General features: G+C 67.4%; 22 protein-coding genes. 15 read left to right on the top strand and 7 right to left on the bottom strand.

The genetic code is table 11. From position 1 onward, the window contains the following. The first annotated feature begins 11 nt into the window (after nucleotides 1-11). The 3 genes from ACFOPO_RS00720 to ACFOPO_RS00710 all read left to right on the top strand — a co-directional run bounded on the left by ACFOPO_RS00720 (nucleotide 12) and on the right by ACFOPO_RS00710 (nucleotide 4861). Entirely contained in the window at nucleotides 12-1487 is a 1476-nt protein-coding gene (locus ACFOPO_RS00720) for a leucyl aminopeptidase (protein WP_386699947.1), read from the top strand. A gap of 4 nt (nucleotides 1488-1491) precedes the next feature. Continuing rightward, a complete protein-coding gene (locus ACFOPO_RS00715) occupies nucleotides 1492-1914 on the top strand; it encodes a DNA polymerase III subunit chi (protein ID WP_386699945.1) in 423 nt (140 codons plus the stop codon). Between the two features lie 133 nt (nucleotides 1915-2047). Next, on the top strand, nucleotides 2048-4861 hold the full coding sequence (locus tag ACFOPO_RS00710) for a valine--tRNA ligase (protein WP_386699943.1): 2814 nt from the start codon (nucleotides 2048-2050) through the stop codon (nucleotides 4859-4861). Between the two features lie 76 nt (nucleotides 4862-4937). Here ACFOPO_RS00710 and rimI read toward each other — a convergent pair whose 3' ends face one another. From rimI to pssA, 3 genes are read right to left on the bottom strand one after another with little or no spacing between them, the layout of a single operon-like run. Beyond that, nucleotides 4938-5372, bottom strand: a complete 435-nt coding sequence (gene rimI, locus ACFOPO_RS00705) for a ribosomal protein S18-alanine N-acetyltransferase (RefSeq protein ID WP_386701217.1) — start codon at nucleotides 5370-5372, stop codon at nucleotides 4938-4940. Between the two features lie 53 nt (nucleotides 5373-5425). Then, the gene (locus tag ACFOPO_RS00700) at nucleotides 5426-5821 is read right to left on the bottom strand and encodes an alanine acetyltransferase (protein WP_386699941.1); all 396 of its coding nucleotides are present in this window, start codon (nucleotides 5819-5821) and stop codon (nucleotides 5426-5428) included. Next, a complete protein-coding gene (gene pssA / locus ACFOPO_RS00695) occupies nucleotides 5818-6594 on the bottom strand; it encodes a CDP-diacylglycerol--serine O-phosphatidyltransferase (protein ID WP_386699939.1) in 777 nt (258 codons plus the stop codon). Before pssA ends, ACFOPO_RS00700 begins: the two co-directional genes overlap by 4 nt. 82 nt (nucleotides 6595-6676) lie before the next feature. On the opposite strand from pssA, the gene ACFOPO_RS00690 reads away from it, so the two are divergent. The 3 genes from ACFOPO_RS00690 to ACFOPO_RS00680 all read left to right on the top strand — a co-directional run bounded on the left by ACFOPO_RS00690 (nucleotide 6677) and on the right by ACFOPO_RS00680 (nucleotide 9549). Beyond that, nucleotides 6677-7093: a DUF4124 domain-containing protein gene (locus ACFOPO_RS00690; protein WP_386699937.1), complete on the top strand. Its 417-nt coding sequence runs from the start codon at nucleotides 6677-6679 to the stop codon at nucleotides 7091-7093. A gap of 98 nt (nucleotides 7094-7191) precedes the next feature. After that, nucleotides 7192-8904, top strand: coding sequence for a proline--tRNA ligase (locus tag ACFOPO_RS00685; protein ID WP_386699935.1), 1713 nt, complete (start codon nucleotides 7192-7194; stop codon nucleotides 8902-8904). Nucleotides 8905-9180: 276 nt separating this feature from the next. Next, nucleotides 9181-9549 (top strand): H-NS family nucleoid-associated regulatory protein, encoded by a 369-nt coding sequence (locus ACFOPO_RS00680; RefSeq protein ID WP_386699933.1) that lies wholly within the window; start codon nucleotides 9181-9183, stop codon nucleotides 9547-9549. 63 nt (nucleotides 9550-9612) lie between these two features. On the opposite strand, the gene ACFOPO_RS00675 is transcribed toward ACFOPO_RS00680, so the two are convergent. Further along, nucleotides 9613-10863, bottom strand: a complete 1251-nt coding sequence (locus tag ACFOPO_RS00675; protein ID WP_386699931.1) for a threonine/serine exporter ThrE family protein — start codon at nucleotides 10861-10863, stop codon at nucleotides 9613-9615. A gap of 107 nt (nucleotides 10864-10970) precedes the next feature. On the opposite strand from ACFOPO_RS00675, the gene ACFOPO_RS00670 reads away from it, so the two are divergent. From ACFOPO_RS00670 to ACFOPO_RS00655, 4 genes are read left to right on the top strand one after another with little or no spacing between them, the layout of a single operon-like run. Then, entirely contained in the window at nucleotides 10971-12089 is a 1119-nt protein-coding gene (locus tag ACFOPO_RS00670; RefSeq protein WP_386699929.1) for an ABC transporter permease, read from the top strand. A 2-nt stretch (nucleotides 12090-12091) separates the two neighbouring features. Then, the gene (locus ACFOPO_RS00665) at nucleotides 12092-12916 is read left to right on the top strand and encodes an ABC transporter ATP-binding protein (protein ID WP_386699928.1); all 825 of its coding nucleotides are present in this window, start codon (nucleotides 12092-12094) and stop codon (nucleotides 12914-12916) included. A 45-nt stretch (nucleotides 12917-12961) separates the two neighbouring features. Further along, complete coding sequence (locus ACFOPO_RS00660; protein WP_386699926.1) at nucleotides 12962-13888, top strand: MlaD family protein; 927 nt, start codon at nucleotides 12962-12964, stop codon at nucleotides 13886-13888. Next, complete coding sequence (locus ACFOPO_RS00655; RefSeq protein WP_386699924.1) at nucleotides 13885-14529, top strand: ABC-type transport auxiliary lipoprotein family protein; 645 nt, start codon at nucleotides 13885-13887, stop codon at nucleotides 14527-14529. The genes ACFOPO_RS00660 and ACFOPO_RS00655 overlap by 4 nt, the downstream gene beginning before the upstream one ends. Before the next feature lie 20 nt (nucleotides 14530-14549). Here ACFOPO_RS00655 and ACFOPO_RS00650 read toward each other — a convergent pair whose 3' ends face one another. Beyond that, nucleotides 14550-15140, bottom strand: a complete 591-nt coding sequence (locus tag ACFOPO_RS00650) for an alpha-ketoglutarate-dependent dioxygenase AlkB family protein (RefSeq protein WP_386699923.1) — start codon at nucleotides 15138-15140, stop codon at nucleotides 14550-14552. 92 nt (nucleotides 15141-15232) lie between these two features. On the opposite strand from ACFOPO_RS00650, the gene ACFOPO_RS00645 reads away from it, so the two are divergent. The 4 genes from ACFOPO_RS00645 (at nucleotide 15233) to ACFOPO_RS00630 (ending at nucleotide 19059) form a co-directional block, all read left to right on the top strand. After that, on the top strand, nucleotides 15233-16876 hold the full coding sequence (locus tag ACFOPO_RS00645; protein WP_386699921.1) for an electron transfer flavoprotein-ubiquinone oxidoreductase: 1644 nt from the start codon (nucleotides 15233-15235) through the stop codon (nucleotides 16874-16876). Between the two features lie 37 nt (nucleotides 16877-16913). Continuing rightward, on the top strand, nucleotides 16914-17867 hold the full coding sequence (locus ACFOPO_RS00640) for a glycosyltransferase family 2 protein (protein WP_386699920.1): 954 nt from the start codon (nucleotides 16914-16916) through the stop codon (nucleotides 17865-17867). After that, nucleotides 17852-18622 (top strand): GNAT family N-acetyltransferase, encoded by a 771-nt coding sequence (locus ACFOPO_RS00635; RefSeq protein WP_386699918.1) that lies wholly within the window; start codon nucleotides 17852-17854, stop codon nucleotides 18620-18622. The genes ACFOPO_RS00640 and ACFOPO_RS00635 overlap by 16 nt, the downstream gene beginning before the upstream one ends. Nucleotides 18623-18693: 71 nt before the next feature. After that, a complete protein-coding gene (locus ACFOPO_RS00630; RefSeq protein WP_386699916.1) occupies nucleotides 18694-19059 on the top strand; it encodes an EamA family transporter in 366 nt (121 codons plus the stop codon). Nucleotides 19060-19113: 54 nt separating this feature from the next. On the opposite strand, the gene ACFOPO_RS00625 is transcribed toward ACFOPO_RS00630, so the two are convergent. Both ACFOPO_RS00625 and ACFOPO_RS00620 read right to left on the bottom strand, forming a co-directional pair. Further along, nucleotides 19114-19743, bottom strand: coding sequence for a CoA transferase subunit B (locus tag ACFOPO_RS00625; RefSeq protein WP_386699914.1), 630 nt, complete (start codon nucleotides 19741-19743; stop codon nucleotides 19114-19116). A 26-nt stretch (nucleotides 19744-19769) separates the two neighbouring features. Beyond that, nucleotides 19770-20498 (bottom strand): CoA transferase subunit A, encoded by a 729-nt coding sequence (locus ACFOPO_RS00620; RefSeq protein ID WP_386699912.1) that lies wholly within the window; start codon nucleotides 20496-20498, stop codon nucleotides 19770-19772. A gap of 99 nt (nucleotides 20499-20597) precedes the next feature. Here ACFOPO_RS00620 and ACFOPO_RS00615 point away from each other — a divergent pair, with 99 nt between their 5' ends. After that, nucleotides 20598-21515, top strand: a complete 918-nt coding sequence (locus ACFOPO_RS00615) for a RimK family alpha-L-glutamate ligase (protein ID WP_386699910.1) — start codon at nucleotides 20598-20600, stop codon at nucleotides 21513-21515. The last annotated feature ends 3 nt before the right edge of the window (nucleotides 21516-21518 follow it).

Here is a 21518-nt window from a genome sequence, read left to right as displayed (position 1 = left end):
GAATCTGTTGGATGGCCCTCGAATTCGACCTGAACCGCGACGCGCCTGCCGCCGCCCTTACTGATTGCATTGTCGTCGGCGCCTTTGCCGACAACAGCCTCACGCCCGCGGGCAAGGCCCTGGACGACGCCAGCGGCGGACGCCTGGCGGCCCTGCTCGAGCGCGGCGATGCCAGCGGCAAGACCGGCAAGACCGCCCTGCTTTACGACGTGCCAGGCGTCAGCGCGCCGCGCGTGCTGGTCATCGGCCTGGGCGACGCCGCCAAGTTCGGCGTGCCGCAGTACCTCAAGGCGGTCGGTGATGCCGCCCGTGCGCTGCGCAACGGCCCGGTGGCCAATGCAGTGTTCACCCTGTCGGAAGTGCCGGTCGCCGGCCGCGACAGCGCCTGGGCGATCCGCCAGGCCGCCATTGCCGCCGACCACGCCTGCTACCGCTACACCGCCACGCTCGGCACCAGCAAGAAGAAGGAAGAGCCGGGCCTGCGCAAGCTGAGCATCGTCGGCGACGACGCTGTTGCATTGGCCCGCGGCCAGGCCATCGCTGCCGGCGTGCAGTTCTCGCGCGAGCTGGGCAACCTGCCGCCGAACGTCTGCAACCCGGCTTACCTGGCGCAGCAGGCGCAGGAATTCGCCGGCCGCTTCGACACCACCTCGTGCGACGTGCTCGACGTCGCGCAGATGACCGAACTGGGCATGGGCTCGCTGCTCGCGGTCGGCCGCGGCTCGGCCAACCCGCCCAAGCTGATCGTCCTGAAGTACAGCAACGGCGGCGACGCCAAGCCGTACGTGCTGGTCGGCAAGGGCATCACCTTCGACACCGGCGGCATCAACCTCAAGACCCAGGGCGGCATCGAGGAGATGAAGTACGACATGTGCGGTGGTGCCACCGTCATGGGCACGTTCGTCGCCGCCGTCGGCATGCAGTTGCCGGTCAACCTCGTCGTCATCGTGCCGGCCGTGGAAAACATGCCCGACGCCGATGCCTACCGCCCGTCCGACGTGCTGACCAGCATGTCCGGCAAGACCATCGAAGTCGGCAACACCGACGCCGAAGGCCGCCTGATCCTGTGCGACGCGCTGACCTATGCGCAGCGTTTCGAGCCGCAGGCACTGGTCGACGTGGCCACGCTCACCGGCGCCTGCATGGTCGCCCTGGGCAAGTTCGCCTCGGGCCTGATGAGCAAGCACGACGACCTCGCCGCCGAGCTGCTCGACGCTGGCGAGAACGTGTTCGACCGCGCCTGGCGCCTGCCGCTGTGGGACGAATACCAGACCCTGCTGGAATCGAGCTTCGCCGACGTCTACAACATCGGCGGCCGCTGGGCCGGCGCGATCACCGCTGGCTGCTTCCTCGGCCGCTTCGCCGAAGGCCAGCGCTGGGCGCACCTGGACATCGCCGGCAGCGCCTCGGACGAAGGCAAGCGCGGCATGGCCACCGGTCGTCCGGTCGGCCTGCTGAGCCAGTGGCTGCTGGACCGGGCGGCCTGAGCGCGTGGCGCGCGCTGACTTTTACCTGATCCAGAAAGAGCGGTTCCGCGAGGAACCGCTGCTGCTGGTATGCGAGCTCGCGCGCAAGGCGCACGACGCCAACCTGTGGACGCTGGTGCTGGTGCGCGACGAGGACCAGGCGCAACGCCTGGACGAGTTGCTGTGGGAGTTCGACGAGAACGCCTACATCCCGCACCAGATCGCCGGCGACGACGAGGACGAGCTGGCGCCGGTGCTGATCGCCACGCCCGAGTCGGACACGCCATTGCGACCGGTGGTGATCAACCTGCGCGACGCGCCGGTGGCGGGCAGCTTCGAGCGCGTGCTCGAAGTGGTCCCGGCCGACGACTCGGCGCGCGGCCCGCTGCGCGAGCGCTGGAAGCAGTACCAGGCGCGCGGGCTGGACCTGAAAAAGCACGACATGTAACTGCGCCCGTCATCCCGGCGAAAGCCGGGACCCATTTTGACGTTGACGCCTGCGTCGACGTCACCGGCAACATCAAGGTGGATCCCGGCTTTCGCCGGGATGACGCCAAGACGCCAATTCGAAGACACGAACCATGACCGACACCCTCGCCTCCAGCTACGACCCCAAGCAGTTCGAAACCCGCCTGTACGAAGCGTGGGAGCGCAGCGGTGTATTCAAGCCCAGCGGCAAGGGCGAGCCCTATACCATCCTGCTGCCGCCGCCGAACGTCACCGGCACGCTGCACATGGGCCACGCGTTCCAGCACACGCTGCAGGATGCGCTGATCCGCTACCACCGCATGCGTGGCTACGACACGCTGTGGCAGATGGGTACCGACCACGCCGGCATCGCCACCGAAATGGTGGTCGCGCGCAACCTCGGTCGCGACGGACTGACCCGCGACGACCTCGGCCGCGACGGTTTCATCGAGAAGGTGTGGGAGTGGAAGCAGCACTCCGGTGACACCATCGAGCGGCAGATGCGCCGCCTGGGCACGTCCGGTGACTGGTCGCGCAGCGTCTTCACGATGGACCCGATGGCCGCGCAGGCGGTGATCGAGGCGTTCGTGCGCCTGCACGAGGAAGGCCTGATCTACCGCGGCCAGCGCCTGGTCAACTGGGACCCGGTGCTGAAGACCGCGATCTCCGACCTGGAAGTGGTCAATGAGGAAGAAGACGGCTTCCTGTGGTCGATCAGCTATCCGCTGAGCGACGGCAGCGGTGAGCTGACCGTGGCGACGACGCGTCCGGAGACGATGCTCGGCGACGTCGCGGTGATGGTGCATCCGCTCGACGAGCGTTACACCCACCTGATCGGCAAGACGGTCACGCTGCCGCTGAGCGAGCGCGAGATCCCGATCATCGCCGACGATTACGTCGATCGCGAGTTCGGCACCGGCGTGGTCAAGGTCACGCCCGCGCACGACTTCAACGACTACGCCGTCGGCCAGCGCCACGGCCTGCCGCTGATCAACATCTTCACCCACGTCGCCGCGGTCAACGGCAACGCGCCGGAGAAGTACCGCGGCCTGGACCGTTACGAAGCGCGCAAGGTCGTGCTGGCGGATCTTGAAGCCGCCGGCCGCCTGGTCGAGACCAAGCCGCACAAGCTGCAGGTGCCGCGCGGCGACCGCACCGGCCAGGTGATCGAGCCGTACCTGACCGACCAGTGGTTCGTGAAGATGGACACGCTGGCCGCGCGCGGCCTGGAACTCGTTGAGCAAGGTGACGTCAAACTCGTTCCTTCCAACTGGATCAGCACCTACCGCCACTGGATGGAGAACATCCAGGACTGGTGCATCAGCCGCCAGCTGTGGTGGGGCCACCGCATCCCGGCGTGGTACGACGACGACGGCAATATCTTCGTCGGCCGCAACGAGGACGAAGTGCGCGCGCGCCATTCGCTCGACCACACCGTCAAGCTGTCGCAGGACAGCGACGTGCTCGAGACCTGGTTCTCTTCGCAGCTGTGGCCATTCAGCACCATGGGCTGGCCCGACCAACAGGCGATGGCCGAGCGCGGCTTCGACCGCTACGTGCCGTCGAGCGTGCTGGTCACCGGCTTCGACATCATCTTCTTCTGGGTCGCGCGCATGATCATGGCGACCGACCACTTCACCGGCCGCGTGCCGTTCAAGGACGTCTACATCACTGGTCTTGTCCGCGACAAGGACGGCCAGAAGATGTCGAAGTCGAAGGGCAACATCCTCGACCCGCTCGACCTGATCGACGGCATCTCGCTCGACGACCTGCTGGCCAAGCGCACCGCCGGCCTGATGCAACCGAAGATGGCCGAGAAGATCGAGAAGGCCACGCGCAAGGAATTCCCCGAAGGCATCCCGGCGTTCGGCGCGGACGCGCTGCGGTTCACCATCGCCGCACTCGCGACCCACGGCCGCGACATCCGCTTCGACCTCGGCCGCGCCGAGGGCTACAAGAACTTCTGCAACAAGCTGTGGAACGCCACGCGCTTCGTGCTGATGAACACCGAGGGTTTCGAGCCCTCCCCTTCAAGGGGAGGGTTGGGTGGGGATGGGTCTACGCACCAGCCGCAGCCAGCCACAGATGCCGAGCGCTGGATCCTCTCGCGCCTGGCCAAGGTTTCCGCCGAAGCCGAGACGCACTTCGCCAGCTACCGCTTCGACCTGCTCGCGCAGGCGCTGTACGAGTTCGCCTGGAACGAGTTCTGCGACTGGTTCGTCGAGCTGGCCAAGCCGGCGCTGCAGGGCGATGACGCAGCCGCGGCGCAGAGCACGCGTCACACGCTGCTGTTCGTGCTCGAGCGCCTGCTGTCGCTGCTGCACCCGCTGGTGCCGTTCGTGAGCGAGGAGCTGTGGCAGCAGGTCGCTGCGAAGCTCGGCCTGGCCGATACCACCATCATGCTGCGCCCGTACCCGCAGGCATCGGACTTCGCCGCACAGGACTACACCGCCGCCGAAGCCGACGTCGAATGGCTCAAGGCGATGGTCAGCGCGCTGCGCAGGATCCGCAGCGAGCTCAACGTCGCGCCGTCGAAGACGATTCCGTTGCTGCTGGCCGGCTGCACCGCGGCCGATCGCGACCGCGCTACGCGCTTCGACTCGCAGCTGCGCTTCCTGACCCGCCTGGACGCCATCGACATCCTCGACGACGCCGCTGCCGCGCCTGCCGCGGCGACCGCGCTGGTCGGCGAACTGAAGCTGCTGGTGCCGCTGGAAGGCCTGGTCGACCTGGGTGCCGAGCGCACGCGCCTGGACAAGGAAATCAAGCGCGTCGAAGGCGAGATCGGCAAGTGCCACAACAAGCTGGCCAGCGAGACCTTCGTGGCCAACGCGCCGCCGGCAGTCGTCGAGCAGGAGCGCAAGCGCCTGGCTGACTGGAACCTGCAGCGCGAAGCGCTGGCCAGCCAGCGCGCCAAGCTCGGCTGACCACGCGTAGCCCGGGTAAGGCGCAGCCGCACCCGGGATGCACGCACGACCCGGGTGCGGCTGCGCCTTACCCGGGCTACTCGGGCGGCAGCAGTTCTATCGCCATCACCAGCGCATCTTCGCGGCCGTCGCGGGCCGGGTAGTAGCGCGGCCGGCGGCCGATCTCGTTGAAGCCTTCGGAGTGGTAAAGCGCGATCGCGCCGGCATTGGACGGGCGCACTTCCAGGAACACGCGCTCGGCACCACGCCCGCGGGCGACATGCATCATCGCCCGCAGCAGATGGCGACCGTGGCCGCGGCCTTGTTGTTCCGGATCGATGCAGATGTTGAGCACGTGCGCCTCGCCGGCGGCGATGCTCATCAGGAAATAGCCGATGACCTCGCCGCCCTGGTGCAGCAGCCAGGCCGGGTAATCGGCACGCAGGCAGTCGCGGAAGATGCCGACCGTCCACGGAAACTCGTAAGCGCGGATCTCGACCGCGTGCACCGCGTCGAGGTCGTCCTCGCGCATGGGCCGCAGTGCGCCGGCGGGCGACACCTGGCCGCTATCGACGGCCAGCGCACTCACCTGTCACCACCCCGTCGGCGCAGTGCGCGCAGGCTGGGCCACAGCGCGCGCTTTGCCGTGGCATCTCCGCGCAGTGCCGCCAGGTCGGGAACCAGTGCGAGCACGTCGGCATCGCCACTGCTGCGTCCGGCGGCGCGGAACACGGCCATGAGCAGGCGCTCGGTCGTGGCCGCCACGCGTGGCGCCGGTGCTGGCGCGGACGGTCGCGCGCGCGGCGCAGTCTCGCCCTTGAGCAGTGCCGCGGCTTCGCGCCTGGCCTGTGCGGACGAGTCTTCGTTGCCGGCATCAGGCGTCGACGCCGCCTCGATCGATTGCGCCCCGCCCAGCGCCCACACCTGGTGGCCCATCGCCTGCAGCCACTCGCGCTGCTGCGGACTCCACAACGCGCTCATGTGACGGCCTCCGAGCCTGCCGGGCGCCGCATGCGCCGGTATATCGCATAGCCCGGGCCGGACAACGCGTACAGGGCGCCAATCGCCAGCAACACCCGCGGCGGATCGATGGCGATGGCGACCAGCACGGCCAGCACCACCACGATCGCCAGGAACGGCACGCGGTCGTGGCGCGGCCCGCCGCCCTTGAAGCTGAAATAGCGCATCCGGCTGACCATCAGCAGGCCCGCGCCCACCGTCACCGCCAGCGCGACATAGCGCAACTGCTCGCCGCTGTAGCCCATGTCGTCGCAGGTCCAGACGAAGCTGGCCACCAGTCCGGCCGCGGCCGGACTGGCCAGGCCGATGAACCAGCGCTTGTCGACCTGGCCCACCTGGGAGTTGAACCGGGCCAACCGCAGCGCCGCGCAGGCGGCATACAGGAAGGCCCCGACCCAGCCGATCTTGCCGGGGATGGGCCCATCGAGCAGGGTCGACGACAACGCCCAGTGGTACATCACCAGCGCTGGCGCCAGGCCGAAGCTGACCAGATCGGCCAGCGAGTCGTATTGCACGCCGAATTCGCTCTGGGTGTTGGTCAGGCGCGCCACGCGGCCATCGAGGCCGTCGAGGATGCCGGCGACGAACACGGCGATGCAGGCGTCGTCGAAACGGCCCTGGGTCGCGGCGATGATCGCGTAGAAGCCGGCAAACAGGCCGCCGGTGGTGAAAAGGTTCGGCAGCAGGTAGATGCCGCGGCCGCGCGGCCGCGGGGTTTGTTGCAATTCGTCCATGTTTGGAAGTGTAGCGCTTGCTTGCGCCCCGGCGCGGTGATGCAATCGGACCTTCTCCCGCTCCCAACCGCCTGGAGCCACCATGTCCCGCCACTCGTTCCGCCTGCTGCCCGGCCTTGTCGCCGGCCTGTGCCTGGTCATTGCCTTGCCGGTTTGCGCGGCCAAGGTCTACCAGTGGAAGGATGCCCAGGGCGTCACCCACTACTCGGATGCGCCACCGGCGGGACAGGAAGTCAAGAATCGCGGCGTTCGCGACGACTCCGGCCGGGCGCCGGCAGCCGCCGCCACTGCCGCCAAGCCGGTGGTCAATGCCAACTGCAGCAACGCCCGCAGCAACCTCGCGGTGCTCCAGGGCACGAACCCGGTCAGCATCGACGAGGACAAGGACGGCAAGCCCGACCGCAACCTCAACGACACCGAGCGCGCCAACCGCACCCAGCTTGCGGAAGCGCAGATCAAGACCTATTGCGAAGGCGGAGCCGTCGCCAGCGGCGGCTGAGGCCCGGAGTCGATCGAACCGCCGGTGTGCCGGACCCTGCCCGGCACTGGCCCGGCGCGTGGCAAAATGGCCGCTTCCCTACGTCCGAAGCCGAGCCGATGCGCCTGTCGCAGTTCCATCTCCACACCAGCAAGGAAACGCCCGCCGAGGCCGAAATCGTCAGCCACAAGCTGATGCTCAAGGCCGGCATGATCCGCAAGCTGGCCGCGGGCCTGTACACGTGGTCGCCGCTGGGCCTGCGCGTGCTGCGCAAGGTCGAGCGCGCCGTGCGCGAGGAAATGAACGCCAGCGGTGCGATCGAAGTGCTGATGCCGTCGGTGCAGCCGAAGGAACTGTGGGAGGAAACCGGGCGCTGGGAGAAGTTCGGCGGCCAGCTGCTGAAGATCCAGGACCGCAAGGAAGCCTGGTACTGCTACGGCCCGACGCACGAGGAGGTCATCACCGACTTCGCCCGCCAGGAGCTGTCGAGCTACAAGCAGCTGCCGGTCAACTTCTACCAGATCCAGACCAAGTTCCGCGACGAGATCCGCCCGCGCTTCGGCGTGATGCGTGCGCGCGAGTTCCTGATGAAGGACGCCTACTCCTTCCACCTCAGCGATGAGGACCTGGGCGTCGAGTACAAGAACATGTACGACACGTACGGCCGCATCTTCACCCGCCTGGGCCTGAAGTTCCGCGCCGTCTCGGCCGACTCCGGCGCCATCGGCGGCGCGGTCTCGCACGAGTTCCACGTACTGGCCGATTCGGGCGAGGACGCGCTCGCATTCCACAGCGGCTCGGACTATGCCGCCAATGTCGAACTCGCCGCGGCCGCGGCACCGGGCCCGCGCGCGGACGCAAGCGAAGCGATGCGCAAGGTCGACACGCCGACGCAGAAGACCTGCGAGGACGTCGCCGCGCTGATGGGCATCGCGCTGCAGCGCACGGTCAAGTCGGTGGCGATCATCGGCGCCGATGCCGACGGCAACGCCCAGTTCGTGCTGGCGCTGGTGCGCGGCGACCACGTGGTCAACGAGATCAAGCTGTCGAAGCTGGCCGGCCTGGGCGAGTACCGCCTGGCCACGGAAGCCGAGATCGTCGCCCATCTGGGCAGCGAGCCGGGTTTCCTCGGACCGGTCGCGCCGCGCAAGGCCATCCGCGTGATCGCCGACCGCAGCGTCGCGGCGATGGCTGACTTCGTCGTGGGCGCCAACGAGTCCGGGTATCACCTGGCCGGCGTCAACTGGGGCCGCGACCTGGCCGAGCCGGACGTCGTCGCCGACATCCGCAACGTGGTCGAGGGCGACATCGCCCCGGACGGCGAAGGCACGATTGGCCTGGCCCGCGGCATCGAGGTGGGCCATGTGTTCCAGCTCGGCCGCAAGTACGCCGAAGCGATGAAGCTGACCGTGCTGGACGCCAACGGCAAGGCGGCGACACCGGCGATGGGCTGCTACGGCATCGGCGTGTCGCGGATCGTGGCCGCCGCGATCGAACAGAACAACGACGACAACGGCATCATCTGGCCCGAGGCGATGGCGCCGTGGCAGGCCGTCGTGTGCATGATCAACCCCAAGGGCGACGCCGCCGTCACCCAGGCCGCGCAGGACCTGTACGCCGAGCTCAACGCCGCCGGCATCGAGACCGCGCTCGACGACCGCGGCCTGCGCCCGGGCGCGATGTTCGCCGACATGGAGCTGATCGGCATCCCGCACCGGATCGTCGTCTCCGAGCGCGGCCTGACGGCCGGCACCTTCGAATACCGCCACCGTCGCGCCAGCGAAGCCGAGAACCTCGACCGCAGCGGCGTGTTCGCCAAGTTCGGCAAATAGTCCGGCACTTCCGGCGCGGTGCCTTTCGGCCGCGCCGGATAATCCCCGATATTCAGGCGATTTACTCGGCGGGCACCGCGGGATTATGATCCTGCGCTGCCTGCACGGATCCGGCTGCCTGGCATTTACCCGGCCGGTTTTTATCCTGCACCCGATTTTCAAGGGCATGCTTGAAGGGCATGCTCGAAGGGCATGCTTGAAGGACATTCTGCCCGGTAATCCCCGGATAACTCCCGCCGCATTCCTGCCCGCAAATCCCGCCCACTCGGAGGTTTCATGTCGATCGATATCACCTCGCTGTCCGCGAAAGAACTCGACGCCCTGATCAACCAGGCCAAGAAACGCAAGACCACCCTGAACAAGCGCAAGCCGATCGCCACCGTGCGCAGCCGGCTGACCCAGCTGGCCAGGGCCGAGGGTTACACCATCGCCGAACTGTTCGGCGGCACCGCGCCTGCGCGCAGCACCAAGCCTGCAGCCAAGGCCGCGCCGAAGAAGACGCGCAAGCCGATGGGCAAGGTCGCCCCCAAGTACCGCAACCCGGCCAACCCGGCCGAAACCTGGACCGGTCGTGGCAAGCAGCCGCGCTGGCTGGCCGCCCACACCGCGTCCGGCCGGGGCCTTGACGAGTTTCTGATTCGATAACCGGGTGGGTAATCGACCGTGGCCGGGACGGGTTTCCCGGCCATATTCGCGGCCGCGCTGCGGCTAGAGGTTTCGACGGGCGGGCAACAGCAGGTTGCCGAACAACAGCCCCGCCACCAGGGCCAGCAGGATATTCAGGACCGCCAGCAGCGCGGCCTGGCCGGCGTCGATGTCCTGCTGCTGGATCAGGGTCAGGAAGCCGCGCAGGCTGGCACTGCCGGGCACCAGCATGATGATGCCGGGCACGCGCAGGATCGCGCCGGGACGGTTCCACCAGCGCGCGTAGGCATTGCCGGCCGAGGTCAGCACCAGTGCCGCCAGGAAGATGCCGGCGGGGCTGCCGAATGCCTGCCCGCCAAAGCGAGAAATCAGGTAACCGCTAGCCGCCGCCGCCATCACCTTGGGGTAATCGCGACGGTTGGCGCGGAACAGCACCGCGAACGCGAACGACGCCAGCGCCAGCGCCGCCCACTCCACCCATTCCGGCTGCGGCCGCGATGCGCGCACCTGCGCGTCCAGCCCGATCATCTCGGCCAGGTACAACGCGATCACGGTGCCGATGGCGAGTTTGAGCACCGTCGTCAGCGCGCCGGCAAAGCGCGCGGTGCCCGACACCAGGTGCTGGCTGGTCAGTTCGTTCACGGCATTGGTCAGGGCCATGCCGGGCAGCAGCACGATGAGCGAGGCGATGATCACGGTGTTCTGGTTCAACGGTGCCACGTAGGTCGCCACCAGCAACGTCACGCTCGCGGCGAACATCGCGGCCACCGCTTCCAGCGGCTCCTTGAATCGCGGCTGCGCTTCCGACACCTGCACGAACAGGCCGATCAGCAATCCGTTGGCCCCGGCAACCGCGATGTCCAGCCACGGCAGGCGCAGCACGCCGGCGATGGCGGTCGCCGCCAGGCAGTAGCCGAGCACCTGCATCGCGCGCGAGCGCCACGTCGGCGGTTTGTCGAGCGCGCTCATCTGCGCGTGCGCCTCGGCCAGGCCAAGGCGACCGGCGACGACGTCTTCGGCGATGCGATCGGTCTCGGCCAGCCGGTACAGGTCGTTCTCACCCGGCGGCAGGCGGATCACGCGCGTGGTGTCGCTGTCGCCCGGCGGCCGCTGCGGGTCGCTGAAGGTCAGGATCATGCCGGTCGGATTCGACCAGGGTTCGCACTCCAGCCGCAGCTGCTGCGCGACCGCGCTGATCGCACCCTCTAGCCTTTGCGCGGTGGTGCCGTAGGCATGCAGCCGCTCGGCCAGCTCGATCACGAAATTGATCCGGGCGGCGTAGCTGGCAGCGCTCAGGGGAGACGGATTCGACATGGCGCGAAGGATGGCATGCGAGGGCCGGATAAGGGGAGCGCCAGCGAGAGCCTGGTCGCCTTCGCCAACCGCCGCCTCCGACTCAGGTATCCTCGCGCCGAGGCTCCATGACCGATACGACCGCGCACCCGCCGCTGATCGCCGCCGATGGCCAAGAGCCGTCGCGTCTTCGCCTGAGCGGCAGTTGGACCCTGGACTACGCAACCCAGATCGGCGAAGCGCTGTCGGATGCGCCCGACACCATCGACGCCGTCGATGCCACCGGCGTCGATCGCATGGACTCGGTGGGCGTGCTGCAGCTGTTGCGCTTTGCCCGTCGCCACGGCATCGAGTTCGATGTCTTCACCTTCCACGACGATCACCAGGCACTGGTGACGGCGATCGAGGACGTCGCCGACGACCGTCCGCGCCGCAAGCGCGAGTACGGCGTCAGCGCGGCGCTGGCCCGACTGGGTTTTGCAGTCACCGACAACTACCGCGAAGCGCGCGCGCTGGTCGGCTTCTTCGGCGAGACCCAGCTGAAGCTGCTGCGCATGTTCAAGGAGCCTTCGCGCTTTCGCCCGACGGCGACCGTGTTCCATATGGAGCAGGTCGGCCTCGACGCGGTGCCGCTGATCGCCCTGCTCTGCTTCCTGGTCGGCGCGGTGGTGGCCTTCCTGGGTGCCAACATCCTGGCCGACTTCGGCGCGCAGATTTACGTGGTGGAGCTGGTCAGCATCTCGTTCCTGCGCGAGTTCGGCGTACTGCTCACCGCTATAGTCCTGGCCGGCCGCACCGCCAGCGCCTTCACCGCGCAGATCGGCGCGATGGTCAGCCGCGAGGAAGTCGATGCGATCCGCACGCTCGGCATGGACCCGATCGACCTGCTGGTGATCCCGCGCATGCTGGCGCTGCTGGTGATGCTGCCGCTGCTGACTTTCATCGCGATGGTCTTCGGCCTCCTCGGCGGCCTTACCGTCGGCGCCTACAACCTGGACATCCCGCCGCAGCAATACCTGGCGCGCATGCACGAGACGATGGAACTGCGGCATTTCCTGGTCGGCCTGGCCAAGGCGCCGGTGTTCGCGCTGCTGATCAGCCTGATCGGTTGCCTGGAAGGCCTGCAGGTCGAAGGCACCGCGCAGTCGGTCGGCGAACGCACCACCTCGAGCGTGGTCCAGTCGATCTCGATGGTGATCATCCTGGACGCGTTCTTCGCGATCTGGTTCATGGAAATGGGCATCTGAGCATGGGCCAGACCATCCACTGCCTGCCCGAACGTGAAGAACCAATCGTGCGCGTGCGCGGGCTGACCAACCGCTTCGGCGAGCAGGTCGTGCACGAGGGCCTGGACCTGGACGTGCTGCCCGGCGAGATCCTCGGCGTGGTTGGCGGCTCCGGTGCCGGCAAGTCGGTGCTGATGCGGTCGATCCTGGCCCTGCGCAAACCCGATGCCGGCGAGATCGAAGTGCTCGGCCTGGACGCGCGCAGCGACGACCCGGACGTGCGTCGTGCGATCGAGCGCAACACCGGCGTGCTGTTCCAGGACGGCGCGCTGTTCTCGTCGCTGACCGTGGGCGAAAACGTGCAGGTGCCGCTGAAGGAGTACCACAGCGACCTGCCCGACTCGCTCCGCTACGAACTGGCGCTGCTCAAGATCAAGCTCGCCGGCCTGCCTGCGGACGCGCTGAACAAATTGCCGTCGCAACTGTCGGGTGGCATGCGCAAGCGCGCCGGCCTGGCGCGGGCGCTGGCGCTGGATCCGCCGCTGTTGTTCCTCGACGAACCCACGGCCGGCCTGGATCCGATTGGCGCCGCCGCGTTCGACCGTCTCATCCGCACGCTGCAGCAGGCGCTGGGCCTGACCGTGTTCCTGATCACACACGACCTCGACACCCTTTACGCTATCTGTGACCGCATCGCGGTGATCGCCGATCGCAAGGTGATCGCCTGCGCACCGCTCGCGGAGGTCGAACAGATGGATCACCCATGGGTGAAGGACTATTTCCATGGTCCGCGCGCGCGCGCCGCGCAGCAGACCCGGCAACGCGACCTGGAGGTCGGGGCACGATGACCACGCACTTGAACACAACCTTGCATACAGCCCTTCGGTCCTGACATGGAAACCAAGGCCAACTACGTCCTCATCGGCGCGTTCACCATCGTGGTGACGTTGCTGTTGCTGTTGTTCGCCCTGTGGGCGGCCAAGTACACCTCGGAGAAGGACTGGCGCAACTACGCCGTGCTCTTCACCGAACCAGTGACCGGCCTGACCGAAGGCAGCTCGGTGCAGTACAACGGCATTTCGGTCGGCACGGTCGAAACCCTGCGCCTGGCACCGGATGACCCGCGCCGCGTGATCGCACTGCTGCGCCTGCAGGCCAGTGCGCCGATCAAGACCGACACGCGCGCCAAGCTGTCGATCCAGGGCATCACCGGCAGCCCCTTCATCCAGCTCACCGGCGGCAACCCGGGCAGCCCGGCACTGGCCGACGTCGACCGGCGTGAAACGCCGGTGATCCAGACCGAGGCCTCGGCGCTGCAGAACATCGCCGACACCGCCAACCGACTGGTCGCGCGCATGGACCAGGTGCTGAGCGACGAGAACGTCAAGCGCGTGTCCAACACGCTGGCGAATATCGAAGCGGCCACCGGCGCGATCGCCGACCAGCGCGAAGACCTGCGCACGCTGATCACCAGCGCGCGCAAGTCCAGCGAACAGTTGTCGGTCACCCTGACGACCACCCACCGCGCCGTCGAGAGCGTCGATCGCGAGCTGGTCGCCAAGTTGCCCACGCTCATCGCCAAGCTCGACAGCACGCTCACGCGCCTGGACTCGGCCGCCAACAATGCCAACGGCGTTCTCGCCGACAACCGCAGCGCGATCAACAGCTTCGCCAACGACGGCCTCGCCCAGCTCGGCCCGACCCTGGCCGAACTGCGCCTGCTGGTGCGCGACCTGCGCCGCATCTCCGACCGCCTCGACGGCAACCCGACCCGCTACCTGCTTGGCCGCGACGCGCCCAAGGAGTTCGAACCCAAATGACGACGCGAGCGAACCTGGCTCCTGCCCTGGGACTGTCCCTGGTCCTGGCCCTGCTTACCGGCTGCTCGATCCTGAGTGACAAGCCGAAGAGCACCGCGACCATCTACGCCCCCGAGCCGCGCGTGCAGCCCGACCCGAGCTGGCCCACGGTGACCTGGCAGCTTGCGCTGACGCCGCCGCTGGGCGCGCGCGTGATCGACAGCCTGCGCATCGCGGTGCGGCCGACACCGGGCGAAATCGAGGTCTACAGCGGCGCGCAATGGGCGCGGCCGCCTTCGGAGATGCTGCAGGACACGCTGCTGCGGACCTTCGAGGATTCCGGGCGCATCGCCGCCGTCGCCCGCCAGGGCAGCGGCATCGCGGCAGACTTCAAGCTGGTGCTGGAGATTCGCCGCTTCGAATCGGACTACGCCGGGCAGGCCGTGCCGGCCGCAACGATCGAGGTTGCCGCCAAGCTCCTGCACACCCGCGACCAGAAGATCGTCGCGGCGCGCACGTTCCTGCAGGCACAACCGGCGGCGAGCACCGCCGTCGCCGACGTCGCCCGTGCGTTCGAGCAGTCGCTGGTCGTGGTGGGTCACGACATCGCCGGCTGGACGCTGGTCAGCGGCCAGAACTACAAGCCGCTCAACCGCTCCTGAACCAGAACCGGTGCGAACGCTCAGAACCCGCGGATCTGCCGGAACGTCAGGTTGATTCGCGCGCCGATCGGCCGCGCCGTGCGTGGCAGCGCGTGCCGGTAATTGCGCTGGGTCGCGCCGGACATCACCAGAAGGCTGCCATGGGGCAGTTCCAGCGCCAGCCGCTGGTGCGGCTGCGCGCGTGACTTGAGGGCAAAGCGCCGCACCGCCCCCAGGCTGACCGAAGCGATAACCGGGGCCGGACCGAGCTCGGGCTCGGCATCGCTGTGCCAGCCCATGGCGTCGTGGCCGTCGCGGTAGAGGTTGGCCAGCACGCTGTTGAAGTCCAGGCCCAGTTCCCCGCTCAGCCGCTCGCGCACGGGCTTCAGCGCCGCCGGCCACGGCCGGGGCTCGAAGCGGACGCCCGAGTAGCGGTAGCCGGTGCCGGGGTCGCCGATCCAGCAGCTCAGCCGCGGCGAATCGACCTCGCGGCCGAACAGGCGGATCCGGTGGACTTCCCAGGCCACCTGCTCGTGCAGCGCCGCGAACAGCGCATCGGCCTGGCCGAGGTCCAGCCACTGCCGGTCCAGGCGAATTTCGGCATCGGCCAGCGGCAACGGCGACAGGGGCATGCCGCGAACGCTACCACGGCCGATTTGCCCGTCCCTGCGCAAAACCGCGACAATCCACGGTTGTAAAGCCAGCCGCACGCGGAGCCGCCAGCATGAGCCAAGACGACACCACTGCCGACACGGTCAGCGATCCCATAGTGGAGCGCGACGTCATGGAGTACGACGTCGTCACCGTCGGCGCCGGTCCGTCCGGCCTGGCGTTCGCGATCCGCCTCAAGCAGCTCAATCCCGACATCTCGGTATGCGTGATCGAGAAGGCTTCGACGATTGGCGCCCAGATCCTCTCCGGCGCCGTGATCGAGCCCGGCCCGCTCGACGCGCTGCTGCCGGGCTGGCGCGACAACCCGCCGCCGGTCTGCGTGCCGGCGGTCAAGGACGAGTTCTGGCTGCTGAGCAAGACCGGCCACACGCCGCTGCCGATCCCGCCGGGCATGCACAACCGCGGCAATTTCATCGTCAGCCTCGGCGCGATGTGCGCCTGGCTGGCGCCGCAGGCCGAAGCGCTCGGTGTGGAGATCTACCCCGGCTTCGCCGCCTCCGAGACCCTGCATGACGCCGACGGCACCGTCGTCGGCGTGCGCATCGGCGACATGGGCGTGGCCAAGGACGGATCGCACAAGCCCGGCTACACCGCCGGCATCGATATCCGCGCCAAGGTCACCGTGCTGGCCGAGGGTGCGCGCGGGCACCTGACCAAGCGCCTGGTCAAGCAGTTCAAGCTCGACGCCGACAGCGACCCGCAGTGCTATTCGATCGGCCTGAAGGAACTGTGGCAGGTGCCGGAAGACCGCGTCGAGCCGGGCAAGATCGTCCACAGCTTCGGCTGGCCGGCCGACAGCAAGACGTACGGCGGCAGCTTCCTGTACCACCTGGACAAGGGTCGGATCGCCCTGGGTTACGTCAGCGGCCTCGACTACCAGGACCCGGAATACAAGCCGTGGGAGGCCTTCCAGCAATGGAAGAACCATCCTTCGGTGAAACCGCTGCTGGAAGGCGGCAGCATCCTTTCGGCCGGCGCGCGCGCGATCGTGTGCGGTGGCTGGCAGTCGCTGCCGAAGGTCGAGATGCCGGGCGCATTGCTGATCGGGGACACCGCCGGCCTGCTCAACGTGCCCAAGATCAAGGGCACCCACCAGGCGATCCGCTCGGGCATGCTCGCCGCCGAGCACCTGGCCGCCTCGCAGCTTGCGCCGCAGGGTTTCGACGCCAAATTGCGCGCCTCCGAAGCGATGGCCGAGCTGAAGAAAGTCCGCAACATCAAGCCGGGCTTCAAGCGCGGCCTGTGGTTCGGCATCCTCAACTCCGCGTGGGAGACGATCACCGCCGGCCTGTCGCCGTGGACCTTGAAGGTCAAGCCGGACTGGTCGTCGCTGGACAAGGTCGGCGAGCACGAATCGCCCAAGCGCGATTACGTCAACCGCGACCTCGCCCCACGCGATCGCCTGCAGAGCGTGTACTACGCCGCGACCGAGCACGACGAGGACCAGCCGGTGCACCTGAAGGTGCGCGACACCTCGATCTGCGTCACCCGTTGCGTCGAGGAGTACGACAACCCGTGCACGCGGTTCTGCCCGGCGAACGTCTACGAAATCGTCAACGACGAGGCCGGCAAGCGCCTGCAGATCAACGCCGCCAACTGCGTGCACTGCAAGACCTGCGACATCAAGGACCCGTACGAGATCATCGACTGGGTGACGCCGGAAGGCGGCTCCGGGCCCAACTACCAGAACCTTTGAACCAGTCCGCAAGGTTCGACAGAGAAAGTTTTCCGTCATGACAAATGCCCTCGTTGCATCCCGCGTCGACGTCTCCATCGTGTCGCCGGTCTATGGCTGTGCCGGTTGCCTGGAGGAGCTGGCCGAGCGTGTCCGGCTTGCGATGACACCGCTGGGACTCACGTTCGAACTGTTGCTGGTCGACGATGGCAGCCCTGACGGCGCATGGGCGCGGATCTGCGAGATTTCCGCGATCCACCTATGGGTGAAGGGCGTGCGGCTGTCGCGCAACTTCGGCCAGCATTACGCCATCTCCGCAGGCATCGTCGAAGCCGCCGGTGACCGGATCGTGGTGATGGATTGCGACCTGCAGGATCGACCGGAGGAAATACCGGCGCTGCTGGCGGCGATACACCCAGGCGTCGACACGGTCCTTGCACAGCGCGTGGAGCGCCAGGACGGTGCGCTCAAGCGGCTGGGCTCGTGGTCGTTCTACCGGGCGCTGAGCTGGTTGACCGGTGTGCCCCATGACCACACCACCGCCAACTTCGGTGTCTACAGCCGCAGGATCATCGATCTGATCAATTCGATGCCCGAGTCGGACCGCTTCTTCCCCCTGATGGTGAAGTGGACGGGCCTGCCGCACGCGCTGGTCGAGGTCGACCACGGCCGCCGCACCGAAGGCAAGAGCACCTATTCGCTCCGGCGCCTGGTGCGGCTGGCTGTCAACGTGGCGCTGTCGTACTCGGACAAGCCCCTGCGAATGGTCGTCATCACGGGACTCGCGTTTGCATCGCTGTCGCTGGTGGTCGTGGCGTACAGCCTCTACCGCTATCTCAGTGGCGACATCCAGGTGGCCGGCTATACGAGCCTGATCGCTTCGGTCTGGTTGATGGGCAGCCTGGTGTTGTCCAGCATCGGCATCGTCGGACTTTACCTGGGCCGGCTTTTCATCGATGCCAAGCGCCGCCCCCATTTCGTGGTGGCTGAACGCACATGGTCCAACGCGTGACTGCCAGTTCGCGGTACTTCACTCCCTCGGATATCGAATCAGCGAGGTTCGGGCTGACCGTTGCCAGGGCGCGCCTGGACGAATCGTCCTTCGCGACTGCGGCCACCCTGCACGAGGAACTGCGCGGGCTGCGAGCAGACGTCGGCATACTTCGCGTCCCTGCAGGCAGTACGGCAATCGTGCATGCGCTGGCGCGCGAGGGCTTGCCGATCGTCCACGCCGACACGCTGGTGTATTACACACGCGATCTGTCCTCCTACACGCCTCCCGCCGCCGCACCTGCGGGGGTGGAGTTCGGTGAGGCTCGCAGCGACGAAATCGATGCAATCGCAGCGCTCGCTCGGCGCAGCTTTGGCGATTACCGCAGCCACTACCACGCCAATCCGCGCTTCGACCCCGTACTGGTTTCGGAGGGTTACGCTCAATGGGCGTGCGCCCACCTGGAAGTGGCCGCGGACGGTCGCCACACGCATGTCGCCCGGATCGACTCGAAGGTGATCGCTTTCCTGACAAGCACCGAGTCGGACACGGACAGCTCGGTTGAGATCCTGCTCAACGCTGTCTGCCCCGCCCATGCGCGCATGGGCGTTTACTCGGCCCTGTTCGGGTCCGTGCTCGAACACTTCCGCGACCGTGGCCTGGCGACGGTGCGCATTTCCACGCAGATCTGGAACTATGCCGTCCAGCGCGTATGGGCGCGCCACGGCCTCGCGATCGAGCGGGCGTACGACACGTTCCACATCAACCTCACCTGACCGCGCGACCCGCGCATTGATCCACGACAGCAGCCACCACACCCGGCGGCGGCAACGGAAAACCGAAAACAATGGCTTACTTCTTCATCGCGCTGATGCTCGTGCTGACCTGTTACGGACAGCTGGTCATCAAATGGCGGGTCAACCTTGCCGGTCCGCTGCCGGCCGACCTCCCCGGCCAGGCCGGCTTCATGTTCCACCTGCTGACCTCACCCTGGATCATCAGTGGATTGCTCGCGGCGTTCCTGGCGTCGGTGTGCTGGATGGCCGCGTTGACCAAGCTCGACCTCAGTCGCGCCTATCCCTTCACTGCGCTGAGTTTCATCCTGATCCTGGTCTTCAGCGCAGTGTTCTTCAATGACGCGATAACGACCGGCAAGCTGATCGGTACGGCGCTGATCATCGGTGGCGTGTGCGTCATCGCCATGGCCTCCTGAGTGCACTGAGCACTCGCTTGCGAGCGGCGTGCAACCGCTCGCAAGGACGCGGCTTCAGCTGGCCAACGCGACGCCGGTCTTCTCGCGCAGCTCGGCTTCGCTGACATCGGGCGCCAGCTCGACCAGCTTCAACCCATCGGGCGTCACATCCATCACCGCCAGCTCGGTGATGATGCGATTGACCACGCCGACACCGGTCAGCGGCAGCGTGCATTCGGGCAGGATCTTGTGCTCGCCGCTCTTGGCGGTGTGCTCCATCAGCACCACCACGCGCTTCACGCCGGCGACCAGGTCCATCGCGCCGCCCATGCCCTTGACCATCTTGCCGGGCACCATCCAGTTGGCGAGGTCGCCCTGGTCGGTGACCTGCATCGCGCCGAGGATGGCCAGGTCGATGTGGCCGCCGCGGATCATCGCGAACGAGTCGTGGCTGCCGAAATAGCTCGCGCCCGGACGCGCGGTCACGGTCTGCTTGCCGGCGTTGATCAGGTCGGCGTCGACTTCGGCCTCGGTCGGGAACGGGCCGATGCCGAGCAGGCCGTTCTCGCTCTGCAGCCATACGTCCATTCCGTCGGGAATGAAGTTGGCCACCAGCGTCGGCAAGCCGATGCCGAGGTTGACGTACGCACCGTCGGTGAGTTCCTGCGCGGCGCGCTGCGCCATCTGGTCGCGGGTCCAGGCCATGGTCTATATCCTCTGAATTCGTGGTGTCAGCCGGCGCGCACGGTGCGCTGCTCGATCCGCTTTTCGGGCGTCGGGTTGTGGACGATGCGGTCCACGTAGATGCCCGGCAGGTGCACCTGGTCGGGATCGATCTCACCCACTTCCACCAGCTGCTCGACCTCGACGATGCAGACCTTGCCTGCCATCGCGCACGCCGGGTTGAAGTTGCGCGCGGTCTTGCGGAAGACCAGGTTGCCGGACTTGTCGGCCTTCCACGCCTTCACCAGCGACACGTCCGCCTTGAGCGCGGTTTCCATCACGTAGTGCTGGCCGTCGAACTCGCGCGTTTCCTTGCCCTCGGCGACGATCGTGCCGTAGCCGGTGCGGGTGAAGAACGCGGGAATGCCGGCGCCGCCCGCACGCAGGCGTTCGGCCAGCGTGCCCTGCGGGTTGAACTCGAGCTCCAGTTCGCCGGAGAGGAACTGGCGCTCGAATTCCTTGTTCTCGCCGACGTACGACGAAATCATCTTTTTGATCTGTCGCGTCGTCAGCAGCAGGCCGAGGCCGAAACCGTCCACGCCGGCATTGTTCGAGATCGCGGTCAGGCCTTTTACGCCGCTGTCGCGCAACGCTTCGATCAGCGCCTCGGGAATGCCGCACAGGCCAAAGCCGCCGACCGCGAGGGTCTGGCCATCGGCGACGACACCCGCCAGTGCAGTCCTGGCGTCGGGGAAAACCTTGCTCTTGTTGCTGGCGCCGGCTTGCGTCGCGGCCATGAGGGACTCCGGTTCGGGTCTGCGAATCTCCGCAGTTTACCCCGCCGCAACCGGGGGGCCACCGTACCTTCGGGCATGGAGAGCCATTAGACTCTGGCCATGCTACGCCTCGCCCTCGTTACCGCGATTGCCGCCGCCGCCCTGGACGATGACCTCGTACCGCTGCTCGATGCCTGCGCACGTGCCGGCATCGCCACGCAGGTCCGCGCCTGGGACGATCCATCCGTCGCCTGGTCGCGTTTCGATGCGGTCCTGCTGCGCTCGCCCTGGGACTACACCGAGCGGCTGGGCGAGTTCCTCGACTGGTGCGGACACGTGTCCACGCGCAGCCGCCTGCTCAATCCGCTGCCGGTGGTTAGATGGAACACCGACAAGCACTATCTTGCGGCACTCGCAGCGCAATCGGTGCCCGTGGTGGCCACCCGCTTCGTCGAGCCGGACATGGATCCGCTGCCGACGCTGCAGGCGTTCCTGGCGGAACACCCGCAGGCGGCCGAGTTCGTGGTGAAACCAGCCGTCGGCGCCGGTTCACGCGACGCGCAGCGTTATTCGCGTGACCAGGAGTTCGCCGCTGCCAACCACATGGCACGCCTGCTCGAGGCAGATCGCAGCGCAATGCTGCAGCCGTACCTGGCGTCGGTGGATCGCGACGGCGAGACCGCACTGATGTTCTTCGAGGGCAACTTCAGCCACGCCATCCGCAAGGGACCGCTGCTGCAACGCGACGAGGGCCCGACCGAGCACCTGTTCGCGGCCGAGGAGATCACCGCACGCATCCCGGGCCAGGACGAACTGGCGCTGGCCGCGCGCGTGCTCGCCTCCGCAGGCGAATGCCTGCACCTGCAGTCACCGCTGACGTATGCGCGGGTCGACCTGATCCGCGACGACGATGGCAGCCCGCGCCTGCTCGAACTGGAGCTGTGCGAGCCATCGTTGTTCTTCCTGCACGCGCCCGGCAGCGCCGATCGCTTTGCCGCGCTGATGGCAGGCACGCTTCACGGCGTGCCTGCCACCTGAGCC

Source organism: Lysobacter sp. GCM10012299, assembly GCF_042649405.1.
Taxonomy (GTDB): Bacteria; Pseudomonadota; Gammaproteobacteria; order Xanthomonadales; family Xanthomonadaceae; genus Lysobacter_J.
This window is presented reverse-complemented; position numbering and strand designations above follow the sequence as displayed.

Excerpts from the sequence above, each read along its gene's own strand:
- rimI (WP_386701217.1), bottom strand. The coding sequence starts at position 5,372 with ATGCGCGAGGACGACCTCGACGCGGTGCACGCGGTCGAGATCCGCGCT.
- ACFOPO_RS00625 (WP_386699914.1), bottom strand. The coding sequence starts at position 19,743 with ATGGCCTGGACCCGCGACCAGATGGCGCAGCGCGCCGCGCAGGAACTC.
- ACFOPO_RS00680 (WP_386699933.1), top strand. The coding sequence starts at position 9,181 with ATGTCGATCGATATCACCTCGCTGTCCGCGAAAGAACTCGACGCCCTG.
- ACFOPO_RS00675 (WP_386699931.1), bottom strand. The coding sequence starts at position 10,863 with ATGTCGAATCCGTCTCCCCTGAGCGCTGCCAGCTACGCCGCCCGGATC.
- ACFOPO_RS00640 (WP_386699920.1), top strand. The coding sequence starts at position 16,914 with ATGACAAATGCCCTCGTTGCATCCCGCGTCGACGTCTCCATCGTGTCG.
- ACFOPO_RS00615 (WP_386699910.1), top strand. The coding sequence starts at position 20,598 with ATGCTACGCCTCGCCCTCGTTACCGCGATTGCCGCCGCCGCCCTGGAC.
- ACFOPO_RS00655 (WP_386699924.1), top strand. The coding sequence starts at position 13,885 with ATGACGACGCGAGCGAACCTGGCTCCTGCCCTGGGACTGTCCCTGGTC.
- ACFOPO_RS00665 (WP_386699928.1), top strand. The coding sequence starts at position 12,092 with ATGGGCCAGACCATCCACTGCCTGCCCGAACGTGAAGAACCAATCGTG.
- ACFOPO_RS00660 (WP_386699926.1), top strand. The coding sequence starts at position 12,962 with ATGGAAACCAAGGCCAACTACGTCCTCATCGGCGCGTTCACCATCGTG.
- ACFOPO_RS00670 (WP_386699929.1), top strand. The coding sequence starts at position 10,971 with ATGACCGATACGACCGCGCACCCGCCGCTGATCGCCGCCGATGGCCAA.
- ACFOPO_RS00685 (WP_386699935.1), top strand. The coding sequence starts at position 7,192 with ATGCGCCTGTCGCAGTTCCATCTCCACACCAGCAAGGAAACGCCCGCC.
- ACFOPO_RS00645 (WP_386699921.1), top strand. The coding sequence starts at position 15,233 with ATGAGCCAAGACGACACCACTGCCGACACGGTCAGCGATCCCATAGTG.
- ACFOPO_RS00700 (WP_386699941.1), bottom strand. The coding sequence starts at position 5,821 with ATGAGCGCGTTGTGGAGTCCGCAGCAGCGCGAGTGGCTGCAGGCGATG.
- ACFOPO_RS00710 (WP_386699943.1), top strand. The coding sequence starts at position 2,048 with ATGACCGACACCCTCGCCTCCAGCTACGACCCCAAGCAGTTCGAAACC.
- ACFOPO_RS00720 (WP_386699947.1), top strand. The coding sequence starts at position 12 with ATGGCCCTCGAATTCGACCTGAACCGCGACGCGCCTGCCGCCGCCCTT.
- ACFOPO_RS00650 (WP_386699923.1), bottom strand. The coding sequence starts at position 15,140 with ATGCCCCTGTCGCCGTTGCCGCTGGCCGATGCCGAAATTCGCCTGGAC.
- ACFOPO_RS00690 (WP_386699937.1), top strand. The coding sequence starts at position 6,677 with ATGTCCCGCCACTCGTTCCGCCTGCTGCCCGGCCTTGTCGCCGGCCTG.
- ACFOPO_RS00635 (WP_386699918.1), top strand. The coding sequence starts at position 17,852 with ATGGTCCAACGCGTGACTGCCAGTTCGCGGTACTTCACTCCCTCGGAT.
- ACFOPO_RS00630 (WP_386699916.1), top strand. The coding sequence starts at position 18,694 with ATGGCTTACTTCTTCATCGCGCTGATGCTCGTGCTGACCTGTTACGGA.
- pssA (WP_386699939.1), bottom strand. The coding sequence starts at position 6,594 with ATGGACGAATTGCAACAAACCCCGCGGCCGCGCGGCCGCGGCATCTAC.
- ACFOPO_RS00620 (WP_386699912.1), bottom strand. The coding sequence starts at position 20,498 with ATGGCCGCGACGCAAGCCGGCGCCAGCAACAAGAGCAAGGTTTTCCCC.